The sequence below is a fragment of the Streptomyces sp. NPDC000134 genome (assembly GCF_042899225.1).
GTDB lineage: Bacteria > Actinomycetota > Actinomycetes > Streptomycetales > Streptomycetaceae > Streptomyces.
The window spans coordinates 144001-159683 of the sequence record NZ_JBIAZN010000005.1; the positions used below are offsets into that span (position 1 = coordinate 144001).

Annotated in this window: 16 protein-coding genes and 6 tRNA genes; 8 read left to right on the forward strand and 14 right to left on the reverse strand. The window is 72.2% G+C overall.

Annotation, left to right across the window (positions count from 1 at the left end; translation table 11 throughout):
• Nucleotides 1-4 precede the first annotated feature (4 nt).
• The 7 genes from ACFY32_RS09475 to ACFY32_RS09505 all read right to left on the reverse strand — a co-directional run bounded on the left by ACFY32_RS09475 (nt 5) and on the right by ACFY32_RS09505 (nt 7687).
• Nucleotides 5-2743, reverse strand: coding sequence for a Tat pathway signal sequence domain protein (locus ACFY32_RS09475; protein ID WP_390673820.1), 2739 nt, complete (start codon nt 2741-2743; stop codon nt 5-7).
• 136 nt (nt 2744-2879) lie between these two features.
• A complete protein-coding gene (locus ACFY32_RS09480) occupies nt 2880-3479 on the reverse strand; it encodes a hypothetical protein (protein ID WP_359194249.1) in 600 nt (199 codons plus the stop codon).
• Between the two features lie 10 nt (nt 3480-3489).
• Nucleotides 3490-4383: a carbohydrate ABC transporter permease gene (locus ACFY32_RS09485; RefSeq protein WP_359194252.1), complete on the reverse strand. Its 894-nt coding sequence runs from the start codon at nt 4381-4383 to the stop codon at nt 3490-3492.
• Nucleotides 4380-5381, reverse strand: coding sequence for a sugar ABC transporter permease (locus ACFY32_RS09490; RefSeq protein WP_359194255.1), 1002 nt, complete (start codon nt 5379-5381; stop codon nt 4380-4382). The genes ACFY32_RS09485 and ACFY32_RS09490 overlap by 4 nt, the downstream gene beginning before the upstream one ends.
• Nucleotides 5381-6670: an extracellular solute-binding protein gene (locus tag ACFY32_RS09495; RefSeq protein WP_359194257.1), complete on the reverse strand. Its 1290-nt coding sequence runs from the start codon at nt 6668-6670 to the stop codon at nt 5381-5383. The genes ACFY32_RS09490 and ACFY32_RS09495 overlap by 1 nt, the downstream gene beginning before the upstream one ends.
• A 429-nt stretch (nt 6671-7099) precedes the next feature.
• A tRNA-Val gene (locus ACFY32_RS09500) sits at nt 7100-7171 on the reverse strand.
• A 60-nt stretch (nt 7172-7231) separates the two neighbouring features.
• Nucleotides 7232-7687: a TIGR02611 family protein gene (locus ACFY32_RS09505; RefSeq protein WP_359194260.1), complete on the reverse strand. Its 456-nt coding sequence runs from the start codon at nt 7685-7687 to the stop codon at nt 7232-7234.
• Between the two features lie 191 nt (nt 7688-7878).
• Between ACFY32_RS09505 and ACFY32_RS09510 the strand changes: the two genes are divergently transcribed.
• Both ACFY32_RS09510 and ACFY32_RS09515 read left to right on the forward strand, forming a co-directional pair.
• On the forward strand, nt 7879-8292 hold the full coding sequence (locus tag ACFY32_RS09510) for an SsgA family sporulation/cell division regulator (protein ID WP_004002642.1): 414 nt from the start codon (nt 7879-7881) through the stop codon (nt 8290-8292).
• A gap of 345 nt (nt 8293-8637) precedes the next feature.
• On the forward strand, nt 8638-9198 hold the full coding sequence (locus ACFY32_RS09515) for a CGNR zinc finger domain-containing protein (protein WP_359194263.1): 561 nt from the start codon (nt 8638-8640) through the stop codon (nt 9196-9198).
• A gap of 66 nt (nt 9199-9264) precedes the next feature.
• On the opposite strand, the gene ACFY32_RS09520 is transcribed toward ACFY32_RS09515, so the two are convergent.
• Entirely contained in the window at nt 9265-9456 is a 192-nt protein-coding gene (locus ACFY32_RS09520; RefSeq protein ID WP_359194438.1) for a hypothetical protein, read from the reverse strand.
• Nucleotides 9457-9541: 85 nt separating this feature from the next.
• Nucleotides 9542-9988 (reverse strand): hypothetical protein, encoded by a 447-nt coding sequence (locus ACFY32_RS09525; RefSeq protein ID WP_359194265.1) that lies wholly within the window; start codon nt 9986-9988, stop codon nt 9542-9544.
• A gap of 203 nt (nt 9989-10191) precedes the next feature.
• Here ACFY32_RS09525 and ACFY32_RS09530 point away from each other — a divergent pair, with 203 nt between their 5' ends.
• Nucleotides 10192-10707: a DsbA family protein gene (locus ACFY32_RS09530; RefSeq protein ID WP_390673821.1), complete on the forward strand. Its 516-nt coding sequence runs from the start codon at nt 10192-10194 to the stop codon at nt 10705-10707.
• Nucleotides 10708-10717: 10 nt separating this feature from the next.
• On the opposite strand, the gene ACFY32_RS09535 is transcribed toward ACFY32_RS09530, so the two are convergent.
• The 3 genes from ACFY32_RS09535 to ACFY32_RS09545 all read right to left on the reverse strand — a co-directional run bounded on the left by ACFY32_RS09535 (nt 10718) and on the right by ACFY32_RS09545 (nt 13485).
• A complete protein-coding gene (locus ACFY32_RS09535; RefSeq protein WP_390673822.1) occupies nt 10718-11542 on the reverse strand; it encodes a GNAT family N-acetyltransferase in 825 nt (274 codons plus the stop codon).
• 72 nt (nt 11543-11614) lie between these two features.
• Nucleotides 11615-12436, reverse strand: coding sequence for an aminotransferase class IV (locus ACFY32_RS09540; protein ID WP_390673823.1), 822 nt, complete (start codon nt 12434-12436; stop codon nt 11615-11617).
• On the reverse strand, nt 12433-13485 hold the full coding sequence (locus ACFY32_RS09545) for a chorismate-binding protein (RefSeq protein WP_359194276.1): 1053 nt from the start codon (nt 13483-13485) through the stop codon (nt 12433-12435). Before ACFY32_RS09545 ends, ACFY32_RS09540 begins: the two co-directional genes overlap by 4 nt.
• Before the next feature lie 177 nt (nt 13486-13662).
• On the opposite strand from ACFY32_RS09545, the gene ACFY32_RS09550 reads away from it, so the two are divergent.
• From ACFY32_RS09550 to ACFY32_RS09570, 5 genes are all read left to right on the forward strand, one after another.
• Nucleotides 13663-13735, forward strand: a tRNA-Gly gene (locus ACFY32_RS09550).
• Nucleotides 13736-13773: 38 nt separating this feature from the next.
• Nucleotides 13774-13847, forward strand: a tRNA-Cys gene (locus ACFY32_RS09555).
• A 1-nt stretch (nt 13848) separates the two neighbouring features.
• Nucleotides 13849-13920 (forward strand) — tRNA-Val (locus ACFY32_RS09560).
• Nucleotides 13921-13943: 23 nt separating this feature from the next.
• Nucleotides 13944-14015 (forward strand) — tRNA-Val (locus ACFY32_RS09565).
• 34 nt (nt 14016-14049) lie between these two features.
• Nucleotides 14050-14124, forward strand: a tRNA-Val gene (locus ACFY32_RS09570).
• Nucleotides 14125-14205: 81 nt separating this feature from the next.
• On the opposite strand, the gene ACFY32_RS09575 is transcribed toward ACFY32_RS09570, so the two are convergent.
• Together ACFY32_RS09575 and ACFY32_RS09580 are read right to left on the reverse strand one after the other, a co-directional pair.
• Nucleotides 14206-14487, reverse strand: coding sequence for a zf-TFIIB domain-containing protein (locus ACFY32_RS09575; protein ID WP_359194279.1), 282 nt, complete (start codon nt 14485-14487; stop codon nt 14206-14208).
• A 79-nt stretch (nt 14488-14566) separates the two neighbouring features.
• A complete protein-coding gene (locus tag ACFY32_RS09580) occupies nt 14567-15592 on the reverse strand; it encodes a phosphotransferase family protein (protein ID WP_390673824.1) in 1026 nt (341 codons plus the stop codon).
• Nucleotides 15593-15683: the final 91 nt, after the last annotated feature.

Genomic DNA, 15683 nt, shown 5'->3' on the forward strand with positions numbered 1-15683 from the left:
CGGGTTACGGCATCCGGTCGCCGAGCAGGGCCAGGTTCTCGATGGCGGCGAGGCCGTAGAGGGCGGTGTCGTTGGTGGCGACCCAGCTCGCCTCGGTGCCGGGGACGAGGGCCAGCGGGCCGCTGATCTTCTCCGTGGTCCAGGGGGCGGATTCCTTGTAGCCGTCGGAGTTGTAGAACTTCTCCCAGGCCCGCTCGGCGAGTCCGGCGTCGCCGGTGCGTACGGCGGCGTAGGCGTCGAGGCGGGAGTGGCCCTGGAAGAGGATCAGGCTGCCGAAGTCGCTGCCGTAGCGCGCCCGCTGCTCGGCCTTGGTGGCGTTGAAGTAGCGGCAGTAGTCGTAGTACGCCTCTTCGAAGGCGGGCATGTCGACGAGGTCGATCAGCTCGGCGCACAGTTCGTTGAGGCCGAAGACGGCCGAGAGGTGGGAGACGGACACCGCGGGCGCGTCGGCGACGGCGAACCTGCCGGTGTCCAGGTCGTACAGGCCGCTGCCCTGGACGAAGCCGTTGGGCTGGGCGGCGATGGTCTCCATGGTGGACAGCACGCGCCCGCGTGCCTTCTCCCACTTGGGGCCCTTGCGTTCCCACTCGGTGAGCCAGGCCGACACCAGGCCGCTCCAGTCGGTGCCGAAGCCGATGGACAGGGCGTGCGGGTCGGGCCGGTAGTCGGGGTCGGGGCGGACCTTGCGCTGGGGGTCGAGGACGAGGAAGGTCTCGTCGGAGTCGACGTTGGCGCGCATGAGGTCGCCGACGCGTTCGTCGGCGGTGAGGAAGTAGTAGAAGCGGCGGTAGGTGGTGTTGGCGATGCGCTGCTGCTTGGCGCTGTCGGCGTAGTGCTGGACGCCGTGCCGGGTGCCGAGGCCGGCCCACTGGCCGAGGTGGTAGACGTCGACCTCGCCGGTGTGCCGGGTCATCGCCTCGGCGAAGCGGAAGATGTCGGCGCGGCCGCTTCTGAGGTACGCGTACCAGAGCCACAGGTCGGGCGAGAGTTCGGAGTTGTCCCAGGCGTAGCCGCCGACGTCGTAGCGCCACTGGTGCCGGGCGGTGTCGTAGGTGTGCATGATGTCGCCGTAGTCCCAGAAGCCGTACCAGCGGCGCTGTTCCACCTGGTCCTTGTAGTAGGTGAAGAGGAAGTCGAGGTGGTCCTCGATCTTCGCCTTGGCCGGGGTGGAGCGGTCGGGTTCGGAGTAGAGCCCGGGGCCGAAGACCTTGGCCTTGATGAGCTGCGCGGGCGGTGCGGCGAGCTGCGGCAGGACGCGCACGGCCTCGACCTGCCGGGCGAGCGTCCCGGCGCTCGGGGTGGCGGCGTTGGCCCAGAAGAGGAGTTCGGAGGTGCGGGCGATGCCGTGGGGGGTGCCGAAGCCGGGTTCGTAGTCCTCGTAGGTGATGTTGAGGCCTTCGAGCTGTTCGGCGTAGGTGTCCTGGCCCATGCCGTCGTGGTAGAAGCGCAGGTCCATGGGCTGGGCCTCGGGCGACCAGAGCCAGAGGGTGACCTCGGCCGCGTCGGTGTGGGCGTCGCGGATGTCGAGCTGGGCGGGGTACTTCTCCCAGAAGTCGCGCAGGCCGAAGGAGAGTCCGCCGCTCGCCCCGCCGACGTATCCGAAGCCGGAGGCGCGCCGGCCGCCGCCCGCGCCGACCCAGCCGTATCCCTTCTTGGTGCGCTTGCGCAGGGTGAAGCCGTCGGCGGAGAGCTGGGAGAGGGTGTAGTCGCCCCATTCGGGGATGTACTGGAGGCGGGTGGTGACGCGCTGGTCCCAGGTGGCCGGGTCGGGCAGCTTCTGGCCCTCGAACTGGGCCGCCTGTACGGCCGCGCCGGGGTCGCGGCGCAGTCCGGTGATGCCCTTGACGGCCTCGCGGAGCAGGCCGGTGCCCTCGCCGCCGATGCGGATGTGGCGGTCGTAGGAGGCGTCGCGCATCGGCACGGTGAAGCGGACGCCGAGGCCCCGGACGAAGTCGCCGCTCGCCTTCCCGGGCTCCTGCTCGCCGTCGAAGGTGATGGTGTGCACCATGCGGAAGGAGTCGGCGCCCGCGTAGAAGTACAGGCGCAGGGAGAACGGCAGCCAGCTCCGGTTTCCCTTGCGGTGCTTGCCGTCGACGCGGACGACCGCGCGGACCGGTCCCCGCTGTTCGACCTCGACCTCGGTGATCGCGCCGTCGAACCGCTCGGTGCGCACCGCGCCCTGGTCGCCGTCCTCGATCTCGGGCTGGCGCAGCAGGACCAGCCGGCCGTTCCGGGCGATCTCGGTGGAGCCGCGGGTGACGGATTTGACGACGGTGGCGCCGGAGGTGGCGACCCGGGCGGTGATGACGCCAGTCGATATGTCGATGGTGCCGCCGTGCCGGGTGACGGTGACCTCCCGCTCGGGGGCGGCGGGCCGGCCGGCGGTGAGGGTGAGCCTGCCGGAGCCGGACCCGACGGCGTGCGCGGTCCACTTGAGGGAGCCGTCCGGCCAGTACGCGAGCGGCCAGGACTGCGCGGGTACGGCCCTGCCGTCGGCGTCGGTGAGGGCGAAGGTCTGGTCCGGGCGGTGCGCGCCCTTGGGCCAGGGCACGCCGACGGTGGTGCCGGGGGCGGCGCCGAGACCGCCGTCCTCCAGCCAGTCCAGGGTGACGGGGGCGTCGTCGGCGGTGCCGGCGGCGGGCGCGGCTTCGGCCTGCCGGGTGCCGAGGGCCCAGCTCACCTGGGTGGCGGCGCCGGCGACGGCCGCCGCCTTGAGCAGGGACCTGCGGGGGATGGGGGACATGGCCTTCCTCTCCGTGCGGGTACGGGGTGCCAGGGGGTGCGCGTCGATGGGGCGCGCGCCGAGGGTGGGGTGTTGATGTCAGAGGCATGACAGACGACGGCGTGGCGCCGCCGGGACCGGCGCCGGAGGCCGGGTGTCAGCGGTGCCCGTGCCGGCGCTCCACGGCGACGGCCGCCGCCGCGACGGCCCCGAGGACGGGGAGCGCCAGCGGCGCGCTGAACCAGGCGGAGCAGACCACCACGGCCAGCCCGCCGACGATCAGGAAGGACCCGGCGGGGTCGAGCACGGTCCGCCGGGCGGCGTCCGCGAGCAGCGACCGCCAGGCGGCGCCCGGCCGCCACACCGCCGCCGCGCGCAGTCCGGCCACCACGGCGCCGATCAGGGCGAGCACCCCGACGACGCCCACCAGCGGGCCGCCCGGCAGTCCCGCCCGTACCGCCCGCACGTCCAGCCAGACCACGGCGAGGGCGGCCCAGCCCGCGAGCCCGACCAGCCAGCCGTGGCGCACCGCCGCCCGGAAGTCGGCGGCGAACTCCCTGAGGCCGCCCCGCTCATGGGCGAGCCGGCGCCCGAGGTGCCGGGACCCGGCCGCGAAGGCGGCCGGGCCGGTCACCAGGGGCAGCGCGGCCACCGCGATCCACACCCCGGTGAGCAGGCACTCGGCGAACAGGGCGAACCCCTCGGCGAGCCGCGACCCGCCCCGCTCCGGGCCGGCCCCGGCGCTCGCGTCCGTCATCGTCACCACCTCAGCCCTTCAGACCGGAGGTCGCCATGCCGTCGATCAGATAGCGCTGGAAGGCCAGGAAGAAGGCGAGCACGGGCAGCAGCGCCACCAGCGACATGGCGATCATGCCGCCGTAGTCGGCGAGGCCCTCCTGGTCGACGAACATCTTCAGGCCCAGGGAGACGGTGTACTTCTCGGGGTCGTTGAGGTAGATCAGCGGGCCCATGAAGTCGTTCCAGGAGTTGATGAAGGTGAAGATGGCGCTGGTGATCAGGGCCGGCCGGCACAGCGGCAGCACGATCGACCAGTAGATCCGCAGGTGCCCGCAGCCGTCGAGCCGGGCGGCCTCGTCCAGTTCCCTCGGCAGGTTGCGCATGAACTGCACCATGAGGAAGACGAAGAACGCCTCGGTGGCCAGGTACTTGCCCAGCAGCAGCGGCGTGTACGTGTTGATCAGGTCGAGGTTGCGGAACAGCACGTACTGCGGGATCAGCAGCACGTGGTACGGCAGCAGCAGCGTGCCGATCATCAGCGTGAAGAGCAGATTGCGGCCCGCGAACCGGATCTTCGCGAAGGCGTACGCCGTCAGCGAGCAGGACAGCAGGATGCCGGCCACCGAACCCACCGCCAGCAGCAGCGAGTTGACGAAGAAGGTGGAGACCGGGATGTCCGCGATGCCCTCGGTCAGCCGGGTGTAGTTGCCGATGACCGGATCGGACGGGAACAGGTCCAGGCTGCCGACGATGTCCTCGCCCCGCTTGAAGGAACCGCCGATCACCCAGACGACCGGGTAGAGGATCACCGCCAGCACGGCCAGCGAGCCCAGGTGCCAGGCGAGCGAGCCGGGCAGCCCGCGCCGCAGTGCCCCGGCCCTGCCGGGTGTGGCCGGTGTGACGTCGGTGGCCCGCGCGCTCATCGGCCGCCCTCCTCGTAGTGCACCCAGCGCTTCTGGGACCAGAACAGCACCGCGGTGACCAGGGCGACGGCGACCAGCAGCATCCAGGCCATGGCGGAGGCCAGGCCCATGCGGCTGTTCTCGAAGCCCTGGACGTACAGATAACAGGTGTAGACCATTGAGCCGTCCGCCGGTCCGCAGGCGTTGCCGCCCGCGCCGCCGCCGACGATGTAGGCGGAGCTGAAGATCTGGAAGGAGTGGATGGTCTCCAGCAGGACGTTGAAGAAGAGGACCGGCGAGATCATCGGCAGCGTGATGTTCCAGAACTGCCGGAGCTTGCCCGCCCCGTCGACGTCGGCCGCCTCGTACAGCTCGCGCGGCACCTGCTTCAGGCCGGCCAGGAAGATGACCATCGGGGCGCCGAACTGCCAGACGGTGAGCGCCACCAGGCTGTAGATGATCATGTCCGGGTCGCCGGTCCAGCCGCCGACATCGACGCCGAAGAGTTTCTGGGTACGGTCCACGACCGCGTCGTCCGAGAAGATCGCCTTCCAGACGATGGCCACCGACACGCTCGCGCCGATCAGCGAGGGGGCGTAGAACGCGGCCCGGTAGAACGCCTGGCCGCGCCGCTTCTGGGCGAGCAGCAGCGCGACACCGAGGGCGGCGAGCAGCTTGATGGGGGTGCCGACGACGACGTACCACAGGGTGACCCGGACCGAGTGGCGCCAGCGCGGGTCGCCGAACATCTCGGAGAAGTTGTCCAGGCCGATCCACTTCGGGGCGTCGAAGAGGTTGTAGTCGGTGAAGGCGTAGTAGAGGGAGGCGATCATCGGTCCCGCGGTCAGCAGCAGGAAACCGGCGATCCAGGGCGACATGAAGAGGTATCCGGCCAGGTTGTCCCGGCGCCGCCGCCGCTTGAGGGCGGCGGGGCGCGGGGACTTCACCGGACCGTGCCGCGGCTCGGAGTCCCGGGTGAGGTCCTCCGTCGCGGGGGCGTGTGTCACGGCGGGTCCCATCAGCCGGCGAGTGCGGTCTTCGACTCGGTGAAGAACTGCTTGACGGCGTCCGACACGGACCGCTTGCCCAGCGCCATCTCCTCGGCGATGCGCAGGAACGCGGCCTCGCAGACGTCGGCGCCGCTCGGGTGCGGGGTGATGGTCTCCAGCACGCCCGACTCGACGAGGGAGGTCTCGTAGGCGGCGATCGCCTTGTTGACCTCGTCCTGCGGTTCGAAGGCGTCGAACTGGGCCTGGGTGGCGGGCACGCCCCGGTCGTAGCCCATGATCTTCGCGACCTCGGGGTCGTGCACCATGAAGTCGATGAACTGGGCGACCTCCTTGGGGTGCCGGGTGCGCTTGGAGGCGCTGAGCATCAGCGAGCCCAGGTACTGGCCGGTCTTCTTGCCGTCCGTGGTGGGGATGGGCGCGAGCCCGTACTCGCTCTTGCCCTCGGAGGTGTAGCGGACGGTGAAGTTGTCCCAGGTGAACTCGGAGCCCGCCAGCTCCGCCGAGACCGCCGACTTGGGCTTGACCTGGACGACCTTCTTGGCGTCGGCGTAGACGCCGTCCTTCACGCCCCGCTCCGCCTTGGTCCACCAGTCGGTGAGGTCGGCCTCGGTGAAGCCGAGCGCGTCCTCGGTGAAGAACGCCTTGCCGTTCTGCCGCAGGTACAGGTCGTAGAGGTACATGACCCCGTACATGCCGCTGTCCCCGGCCCGGCCCGCCCGGTCGCGGATGCGCTTCATCGCCGCGTCGAAGTCGTCCCAGGTCCAGCCCTGTTCGGGTTTGACACCGGCCCGGGTGTAGACGGGCTTGTCGATGACGAGCGCCATCGAGTTCGAACCGACGGGCACGCCGAGGAGTTTGCCGTCGACCTCGCCGAACTTCTCCAGGCCCGCACGGAATCCGTCCATACGGAGATTGCCGGCCTTCACCTGCTCACCGAGATCGAGCAGAACGTTCTTCGCGTCGTATTTACGCAGGAATCCGATGGCATTCTGGAACACGTCCGGCGGATTCCCTCCGGAAGCCTGGGTGTTGAACTTCTTCCAGAAGTCGCCGTACTGCTGGAAGTCGGTCTTCACCTTGATCTTCGGATACTTCTTCTCGAAGAGCGCGATGGTCTTGTTGATGCGCTGGGCCCGGTCCTCGGCGCCCCACCAGGAGTAACGGATCGTCACCGTCCCGTCCCCCGAGCCACTGCCCGAACCGCAGGCGGTGGCCGTCGCCCCGAGCCCCGCGACGGCCAGCGAGGCCCCCGCAGCTTTGAGGATCGTCCGCCTCTCGACACTTCCGCCCTGCTGCATATGAGCCTCCCCGCTAGGTGGTGACGCGTGCATGAATCGTTTCAAGTAAGCGCTTGCTGGCACAAGTTACGGAGGGGTCCCGGGCGCGTCAATAATCCGGACAGGAATTCATAGGCCGGTGCGGCGCGCGAGGGCGGGGGCGGCCTCGGCCGCGGGCGGCGTGCGGGGCACGAACCCCCAGTTCGCCGCGGGTGCGCTCGACGGACCGAACGGCGCCGGGCCGACGGCGGGGCGGGCCGCGAAAGGTCACGGTTGGGTGAACACGGGACGGCGGGAGGGCCGGCCGGCCGCTCCCGCACAACCCTTCGGCACGACTTCCGGGCCCCCTGACGCCCCCCCGGGGGGCTTCCACGGCCCCCGGAGCGGGCCCGGCGCACGACAAAGGCGGCCCGGCTCACGGATGGTGAGCCGGGCCGCCTTTGATCCCGGTGGGCGATACTGGGTTCGAACCAGTGACCTCTTCGGTGTGAACGAAGCGCTCTCCCACTGAGCTAATCGCCCGGACGCAGGGAGAACATTACCGCATGTCAGCGGGTGCCTGTGACCGCCCCGGGGGCCGTCTCACTGGTCCTTGATCTTCCACGGCATCACCAGGCCGAACTTCCACAGGTAGAAGCCGGCGATCGCCGCGATGATCACCAGGCCGGCCGACGTCAGGATGATGTTGCGCCGGCGCACCGCGGGGTCGAGCGCGCGCTGCGCCGCCTCGGTGACTTTGCGTTTGGTCCAGCGCAGGACGAGCTGGGCCCAGACGAACTCGGTAGCCCAGATCGCCATGCCGGCGAAGATCACGACCCAGCCGGGTCCCGGCAGCGGCAGCATGACGATGCCGACGACGACCACCGCGAGACCGATCACGAAGACGCCGACCTGCCAGCTCAGGTGCAGCATCCGGCGCGCCTTGACGAACTCCGGCGCACGCGAGCCGAGCGCGTGCTCGCCTTCCGTCCGGTCCGCTTTCGCCCCGTCCGACACCATGGCCGCCGCCTCGCCCGGCTCGCTACTCCCCGTATTCATACGGCCAAACCCTACCGGAGCGAAACGAGTCACCGGAATGGCCGCACCTCGCCCGCGACCACTCGGCCGGAAGAGCTACATAAAGGCACGCAAACCGCTCAGAGGGGTTTACAACGACACCGTAGGTGGCATGTCGATTTCGCCGACGTGCGAATCCCCGAGCGCACACTGAGCGAAAGGCCCTGGCGCTTATGAACACCACGGTCAGCTGCGAGCTGCACCTGCGCCTCGTTGTGTCGAGCGAGTCCTCCCTGCCTGTCCCCGCAGGCCTGCGGTACGACACGGCCGACCCCTACGCCGTGCACGCCACCTTCCACACCGGAGCCGAGGAGACCGTCGAGTGGGTGTTCGCCCGCGACCTCCTCGCCGAGGGGCTGCACCGCCCCACCGGTACCGGCGACGTCCGCGTCTGGCCGTCGCGCAGCCACGGTCAGGGCGTCGTCTGCATCGCCCTCAGCTCCCCGGAGGGGGAAGCCCTGCTGGAAGCCCCGGCACGGGCCCTGGAGTCCTTCCTGAAGCGCACCGACGCCGCCGTGCCCCCCGGCACGGAACACCGGCACTTCGACCTCGACCAGGAGCTCTCGCACATCCTGGCGGAAAGCTAGGCGAGGCTCCGCCAAGCCGCCCGGCGCCGTCGACTCGGGGTGACGGCTCGGGCCGGGACAACCGCATACGGCACACACACCGGCGTCGTCGCCGCGGACCTCCGCGGTGTACGGCGCCCGTGTGCGTAAGGCTCGCCCGCGGTGCGCGGCGCCGGTGCGCGCGCCGCGGGCCGCGGCATGCCCGGACGTGCGCGCCGCCTCCCCCGGCGGCGCCCGGGGAGCCCGAGCGGGCCGCCGCCGTCGTACGTCGTCGGGATCGGGACCGGTGCGCCGGGCGCGGATGCCACTACGATCGGCCAGCATCGGCGGGCGGCCGCCGCCCACCCCCAGGCCAGGGAGCGAAACGTGCTGATCACCCACGACACCCGGTGCGCCCTAGCGGCCGTGGTGGATCTGGTGAACACCGCGCCGGAGGACGAGTCGGCGCCGGACGGGCTGCCGGATGTCGCCGCCCTCACGGATTTCGTACGAAGCCACGAGATCAGTGACGTCGGGTCGCTCTCCGAGTTCGACCTCTCGGCGGTGCGCAAGGTGCGCGGGCGGTTCGCCGCCGTCTTCTCCGCCTCCGAGTCCCGGGTCGCCGCCGGGCTGATCAACGAGCTGATCGCCGCCGCGGGCACCACGCCCCGGCTCACCGACCACGACGGCTACGACTGGCATGTGCACTACTTCGCGCCCGGGGCCTCCGTCGCCGACCATCTGGCGGCCGACTGCGGGATGGCACTGGCGTTCTTCGTGGTCGCCGGGGAGCGCGAACGGCTGCGGCGCTGTGAGGCGCCGGACTGCCGGCGGGCCTTCGTGGACCTCTCGCGCAACCGGTCACGACGCTACTGCGACAGCCGTACCTGCGGTAACCGGCTGCATGTGGCGGCGTACCGGGCGCGGCGCAAAGAGGCCGCGGGCTGACCTGCCAGGGCGTACGACCGGCCCGACGCGTCCCCGGCGGGTGGCGCCGGGGAACGCGGGTACGGCTCAGAGCAGCAGCAGATCGTGCAGCGCGCCCATGAGCAGCAGACACCCGATCACCGCAAGGAAGATCATCAGCGGTGGCTGGGAAAGGGCGAAGAGGCAGCCGCGGGGCTCTTGCCAGCCGGGCGCGGTGTCACTCTCTGTCTCGTCCAGACGTGTCGTGTCCAGCATCTCGCGGCGATGATGGCGCAGCACACGCCCCTCGCGCGATCAACACGCCAGCGAGGCACCGGAGTTAGCCGGTAACGATGATCTTCCGGTCGGATTGTGATCGTTTCCGTCAGATGCCGTGCTTCTTCAGGATCGCCTCGATGTCGCTGAAATCGTCCTCGCCCCGGGGCTTGGCCGCGGGGCGGGCCGCCGGACGGGGGGCGGCGGGGGCGCCGCCGCCCAGGGAGGGGGCCGAGGCCGCCGGGGCGACCGCGTCCCGACCGGCGGCGCGGGCCGCCTTGCGCTCCTTGCGGGTGCCGCCGCGCCGGCGCTCCACTGCGCGCGTGGTCAGGAACAGCAGCCAGGCGGCGCCGAGGACCCCGAAGCCGGCCCAGGCCGTGGGGCTGAAGGCGGTGTCGGACACCCAGTCGACGACGCCGGTCATCACCAGGCCGACCGGGATCAGCGAGTAGGCGGCCACGCGCGCCGCGGCCAGGAAGCGCCTGCGGTACGCGGTGACCGCCGCGATGCCCAGGCCGGCCGCGGACACGGCGGAACAGACGGTCTCGGCAATCATCCGGTCCTCCAGGCTGGGCGGCGGTCGGGCAGGGGCCCCTTCCTTCCATCGTGCACCGTCCGCGCCCGCCGGGGCCATCTTCCGGCCGGACATCAGGGACATCTCCGGGTCGGCTCCTCCCCAGGTCCCGGTGTCCGGCGCCGGGCGGCGGACGGCGGGGCTCCGGATTGGGCCGCCGGAGCCGGGGCTGGGAGACTGGTCCCATGAGCGACTCCTCCCCCGCCGTCCCCGTCCTCGACGTCTGGTGCGAGCTGCAGTGCCCGGACTGCCGTACCGCCCTGGACGACCTCCGTGCCCTGCGCGCCCGCTACGGCGACCGCCTGGAGCTGCGGCTGCGGCACTTCCCGCTGGACAAGCACCGGCACGCCTTCGCCGCCGCCCAGGCCGCCGAGGAGGCGTTCGCGCAGGGCCGGGGCTGGCCGTACGTCGAGGCGGTGCTGGGCCGGGTCGAGGAGCTGGACCGCGCGGGCGAGGCGTTCCTCGTCGAGGCGGCCCGGGAACTCGGCCTGGACGCCGAGGAGTTCGACACCGCGCTGATCGACGGCCGGCACATCCTGATCGTCGACGCCGACCAGGCCGAGGGCAAGGCCATCGGCGTGACCGGCACCCCGACGTACGTCATCGGCGGCGAGCGCCTGGACGGCGGCAGGAGCCAGGAGGGGCTGCGCGGGCGGGTCGAGGAGATCGCCGACGGGCTGCTGGCCGGGGACCGGGCCTGAGCCCGGCCGGCTACAGCAGCGGCTTGTAGAAGTTGTACCGCGTCGTTTCGTAGCCGAGCGACTCGTACAGCCGCTCGGCCGGGGTGTTGTCCGCGAACACGTTGAGGCCGAGGAGCTGCCGGCCCGAGGCGATCGTCTGCGCCTCGGCCACGAGCATCAGGGTCCGGCCGTGGCCCCGGCCGCGGTGGGCGGCGTACACCTCCACGTCGTAGATGTAGGCGTCCTGCGCGCGCAGCGCCAGCCAGAGGGTGCCGACCGGCCGGCCCTCGTGCTCCACCACGCTGAACCGCATGTCCCCGGTGTCGGGCCCCTGCGGCAGCAGGACCTCGTTGTCGCGCCGGGACCGTTCGCGGGCGACCTCCTCGGGTATGCCCCGCTGCGCCCAGGCCCGCGCGAACTGCTCGGTGCCGTACTCCCGCCAGTCGGCGAACTCCTCCCGGGTCATGGGACGCTGGTGGCTGCCGGCGGGCAGGGCGGGCGGGCTGTCGCCAAGCCGCTTCTCCATGTTGCGGTTGCGCGGCACGTAGCCGAGCGCCTCCACCAGGCGCAGGGCCCCCTCGGCGCCGGCGGGCACGGTGGCGGCGAGCTGCCGGCAGCCCCAGGCGCGCGCCACCTCCTCCGCGGCGAGCGCGGCGACCGTGGCGCGGCCCCGGCGGCGGTCGGCCTCGTCGATGCGCAGGTCGTGGACGGCGGCGACGGTGTCGCCGAAGCCGGGCAGGGTGCCGAGGTGGATCGTGCCGACGGGACGGCTGTTCACGCACACCTGGTAGTGGCGTGAACGGGTCCCGTCGGCGGCGTGCTGGAGCGGCTCGGTCGGCCGCAGGGTCGTGGTCATCAGGGGTGTTCTACCCGTACCGGGGCCCCGGGAGCAGCCGAATATCGCGGGCGCCGGGGCCGGCGGCGACCGTCAGGGGTCCAGGTCGTCCGCGGCGCGCTCCGCGAAGATCCGCATGGCCTTGGCGGTCACCGGGCCCGGGGCGCCGGGCAGTCGGCGGTCGTCGGCCCGGTGCACGGCCTGGACGTCGCGCAGGGTGGAGGTCAGGAAGATCTCGTCGGCCCGGGTCAGGACGTTCAGCGGGAGGTCGGTCTCCTGGGCGCCGGTCCACTCGGCGACCAGGGCGCGGGTGACGCCGGCCAGGCAGCCGGAGGTGAGCGGCGGGGTGTGGATCTCGCCGTCCAGCACGACGAAGACGTTGGAGCCGGTGCCCTCGCACAGGTCGCCCACCGTGTTGCCGAACAGGGCCTCGGAGGCGCCGCGTTCCCGGGCGCGGGCGAGGGCGACGACGTTCTCGGCGTACGAGGTGGTCTTCAGGCCGGTGAGCGCGCCGCGTTCGTTGCGGGTCCAGGGCACGGTGATCACGGCCGTGGAGTCGGGGTAGGGCGCGGTCTCGCCGAGGGCGACGACCAGGGTCGTGCCGTGCGCGCCGCGGTCGGAGCCGAGCGGGCCCTGGCCGCCGGTGTAGGTGATCCGCAGCCGGCCGAGCGGCATCGGGTTCGCCTCCAGTACGGCGGCGCAGGCGCGGCGGACCTCGTCGGCGTCCGGGTCGGGCAGGCCGAGGCCGCGCGCCGAGCGGGTCAGCCGGTCCAGGTGCCGGGTGAGCGCGAACGGCCGGCCGGCCACCGCCTTCACCGTCTCGAAGATGCCGTCGCCCACGGTCAGTCCGTGGTCGAAGACGGAGACGCGGGCGGTCTCGATGTCCCTCAGCCCGCCGTCGAGCCAGATCCTCACGTCGTCAGTGCCTCTCCGCTGCCGTCCACCTCGTACGCCCCCGACGCTACCGTGAGCAGCCGGGACGCCTTCAGCTCGGTCTCCCGCCACTCCCGCTCGGGGTCGGAGCCCCAGGTGATCCCGGCGCCGGTGCCGAAGCGCAGCAGTCCTTCGGCGCGGTCGACCCAGAAGGTGCGTATCCCGACGGCCAGCTCGCCGGTGCCCCGGTCGGCGTCGACCCAGCCGACGGCCCCGCAGTACGGGCCCCGGGGCACCGGCTCCAGCGCCGCGATGATGCCGAGGGCGCTCGGCTTGGGGGCGCCGGTGACCGAGCCGGGCGGGAAGGCGGCGGTGAGCAGCTCCGGCCAGCCCGCGCCGGTACGCAGGTGGCCGCGCACCGACGACACCAGGTGCACCAGGCCCGGGTGCTTCTCGACGGCGCACAGGTCGGGGACGGTGACGGTGCCGGTGGCGCAGACCCGCCCGAGGTCGTTGCGGACCAGGTCCACGATCATCACGTTCTCGGCGTGGTCCTTGTCCAGGAGGTCCGCCTCGGTCCGCCCGGTCCCCTTGATCGGGCCGGACTCCACGACCCGGCCCGCGCGGCGCAGGAACAGCTCCGGCGAGGCGGTGGCGATCTCCACCCCGTGCCGGGGCAGCCGGAGCGTCCCGGCGTACGGCGCCGGGTTGCCGCGCGCCAGCAGTGCGGTGAGGGCGTCCACGTCGGCGTCCGGCGGGACGGGCGCGGACAGGACCCGGCAGAGGTTGGCCTGGTAGACCTCGCCGGCCGCGATGTGGGCGCGGACCCGCCGGACCGCCGCCGTGTACGCGGCGTGGTCCAGCGACGACGTCCAGTCGCCGGGGGCCGGGCCCCGCCACCGGCCCGGCACCGGCGCCGGGACCGGCTCCGTACGGACCTCGGCGAAGCGGGCGCAGGTCAGACGGCCCTCGAAGTCGGCGCCGACCGCCCAGAAACCGTCGGAGTCCAGCGCGGCCGGGTCGCTCGTGACGTCGAGGAGGCCGGTGGCGAGACGGTCGCCGAAACGGGCGAGAGGGGGCAGGTCGAGCACACGGCCGAGTGTAGGCGGGGGGAGCGGGAGGTGGCCCCGAGGTGACCTCCGGCCGCCCTGACCAGGCCCGCGACCGGGTACACCGCAGCACGCTGCACAAACGCGTTTTTGTCCTGGCACCGGAATCCGCTAGAGTTCAACACGTCGCCGGGACGCGGAAGCGGTCCGAAACGACAGGCGGACGTAGCTCAGTTGGTAGAGCGCAACCTTGCCAAGGTTGAGGTCGCGAGTTCGAGCCTCGTCGTCCGCTCGCAGGAACAGGGGTTCCACCCGATCCCCTACACTCCTGGTGGAGTGGCCGAGAGGCGAGGCAACGGCCTGCAAAGCCGTCTACACGGGTTCAAATCCCGTCTCCACCTCCAAGGACGATTAGCTCAGCGGGAGAGCGCTTCCCTGACACGGAAGAGGTCACTGGTTCAATCCCAGTATCGTCCACTGAAGCCCTTCGGCTTCGACCCGCGCGATTAGCTCAGCGGGAGAGCGCTTCCCTGACACGGAAGAGGTCACTGGTTCAATCCCAGTATCGCGCACGCAGTGCCCATGATCCGCGGATCATGGCCCCGAGGACGATTAGCTCAGCGGGAGAGCGCTTCCCTGACACGGAAGAGGTCACTGGTTCAATCCCAGTATCGTCCACCAGCCGAAGCCCCCGGCCGTCTCGTACGGCCGGGGGCTTCGTCGTGGGCTCGGGCCGGGCCCGGGGGCCCGGGGAGGGCTCGGTCAGCTTGAGAAGAGCATGCGACCGAAGCCGCGCTGGTGGTGACCGTGGTGGCCGTGGTGGCCGCCGTGCGGGGCGCCCCAGGCGGGGGCGGGCGGGGCCGGGTACGCCTGCGGGGCGGCCGGGGGCGGCGGGCCCGGCTGGGACCACTGGGCCTCCAGGCGGGTCAGGGCCTCCAGCTCGCCGTAGTCGAGGAAGATGCCCCGGCAGTTGCTGCACTGCTCGATCTGGACACCGTTGCGGTTGTACGTGTGCATCGCCGCGTGGCACTTCGGACACTGCATGTCGGCTCAACTCCTCGCCGGTCGGTCCTGCTTCGCGTTTCCCCAGGACAGACTCCGTCCGGCTGCCCTCGGTTGCACCCTACTTCGGGGACGCGCCGCCCAACTGCGCGGGTGCGTCCGCGGGTACGGCCGCGGGTACGGCGGCCATGCGGGCGCAGGCGTCGATCAGCAGGCGCTCCATCTCGTCGGGTTCCCGGCCTGCGGCGATCGCCTTGGTCAGGGCGCGGGCGGCGGTCTGGACGGTGAGGGCGCGGGCGGGGACGTCCAGCGCGGGCCACGGGTCGCCGTCCGGGGGGACGGCAGGGCCGCCTGCGGTGCGGTAGGCGGCGAGGAAGCGGGACCAGTCGCCGGGCGGGAGGAGGCCGCAGGCGTACCAGGCGGCGGGGCGGGCGAGGTCCCAGGCGGGGACGCCGACGCCGAGGTCGTCGACGTCTATCAGCAGCCACGGGCCGTCCGGGGCGGGGTGGCGGACGAGCTGGCCGAGGTGGAGGTCGCCGTGGCAGAGGGTGGCCGCGTCCGGCATGGGGGCCTCGGCGCGGGCCCAGGGGGGCAGTGTGGACCAGGCCCGCAGGACGGGGGTGGCGGCGGGGTGGGGGTGCCGCCGCGTGGTGGCGCGGAGGGTGGCGACGGCGGCGGCGGCCTTTTGGGGGCCGCGCATCGGGGGGAGGGCGGTGGGGGTGGTGCCGGTGGTGGGGGTGGTGAGGGTGGTGAGGGTGGTGCGGTGGAGGTGGGCGAGGAGGGTTCCGGCCGCTTCCCAGGGGGCGGTGGTGGGGTCGTCGGGGTCTACGGGGGTGCCGTACGGCCAGAAGGTGACGAGGCGGTCGTGCGGGGGGACGGGGACGAGGGCCGGGGTCGGGTCGAGCGGGGGGAGGTAGACGCCGGGGAGGGTGGCGGCGGCGGTGACGCGGTGGGTGAGGGCGGTGGGGTCGGTGCCGGGGGCGTGGGCCTTGGCGACGGTGTCGGCGTGCCGGACGACGGTGCCGTCGGGGCGGTGGGCGAGGGTGGCCGCGACGCAGGGGCAGGTGGGGGCGGGCGCGGGGGTGCGGGCGTGGGCCCTCGCCTTCGCTCGGGCGGTCAGGGCGGGGAGGAGAGGGTCGGGGGTCACGGGCTTGAGGGTACGAGGGGGTGTGGTCCGCGTTGTCGGTGACCGTGGGCTGGGGCTCGGGGCGGGGGCGTGGCGCGACCCGGCGCGGCGG

Coding starts and splice junctions, on each gene's coding strand:
- ACFY32_RS09530 (WP_390673821.1), top strand. CDS start 10,192: ATGAGCGACTCCTCCCCCGCCGTCCCCGTCCTCGACGTCTGGTGCGAG.
- ACFY32_RS09505 (WP_359194260.1), bottom strand. CDS start 7,687: ATGAATACGGGGAGTAGCGAGCCGGGCGAGGCGGCGGCCATGGTGTCG.
- ACFY32_RS09475 (WP_390673820.1), bottom strand. CDS start 2,743: ATGTCCCCCATCCCCCGCAGGTCCCTGCTCAAGGCGGCGGCCGTCGCC.
- ACFY32_RS09525 (WP_359194265.1), bottom strand. CDS start 9,988: ATGATTGCCGAGACCGTCTGTTCCGCCGTGTCCGCGGCCGGCCTGGGC.
- ACFY32_RS09575 (WP_359194279.1), bottom strand. CDS start 14,487: ATGCAGTGTCCGAAGTGCCACGCGGCGATGCACACGTACAACCGCAAC.
- ACFY32_RS09495 (WP_359194257.1), bottom strand. CDS start 6,670: ATGCAGCAGGGCGGAAGTGTCGAGAGGCGGACGATCCTCAAAGCTGCG.
- ACFY32_RS09490 (WP_359194255.1), bottom strand. CDS start 5,381: ATGGGACCCGCCGTGACACACGCCCCCGCGACGGAGGACCTCACCCGG.
- ACFY32_RS09535 (WP_390673822.1), bottom strand. CDS start 11,542: ATGACCACGACCCTGCGGCCGACCGAGCCGCTCCAGCACGCCGCCGAC.
- ACFY32_RS09480 (WP_359194249.1), bottom strand. CDS start 3,479: ATGACGGACGCGAGCGCCGGGGCCGGCCCGGAGCGGGGCGGGTCGCGG.
- ACFY32_RS09485 (WP_359194252.1), bottom strand. CDS start 4,383: ATGAGCGCGCGGGCCACCGACGTCACACCGGCCACACCCGGCAGGGCC.
- ACFY32_RS09510 (WP_004002642.1), top strand. CDS start 7,879: ATGAACACCACGGTCAGCTGCGAGCTGCACCTGCGCCTCGTTGTGTCG.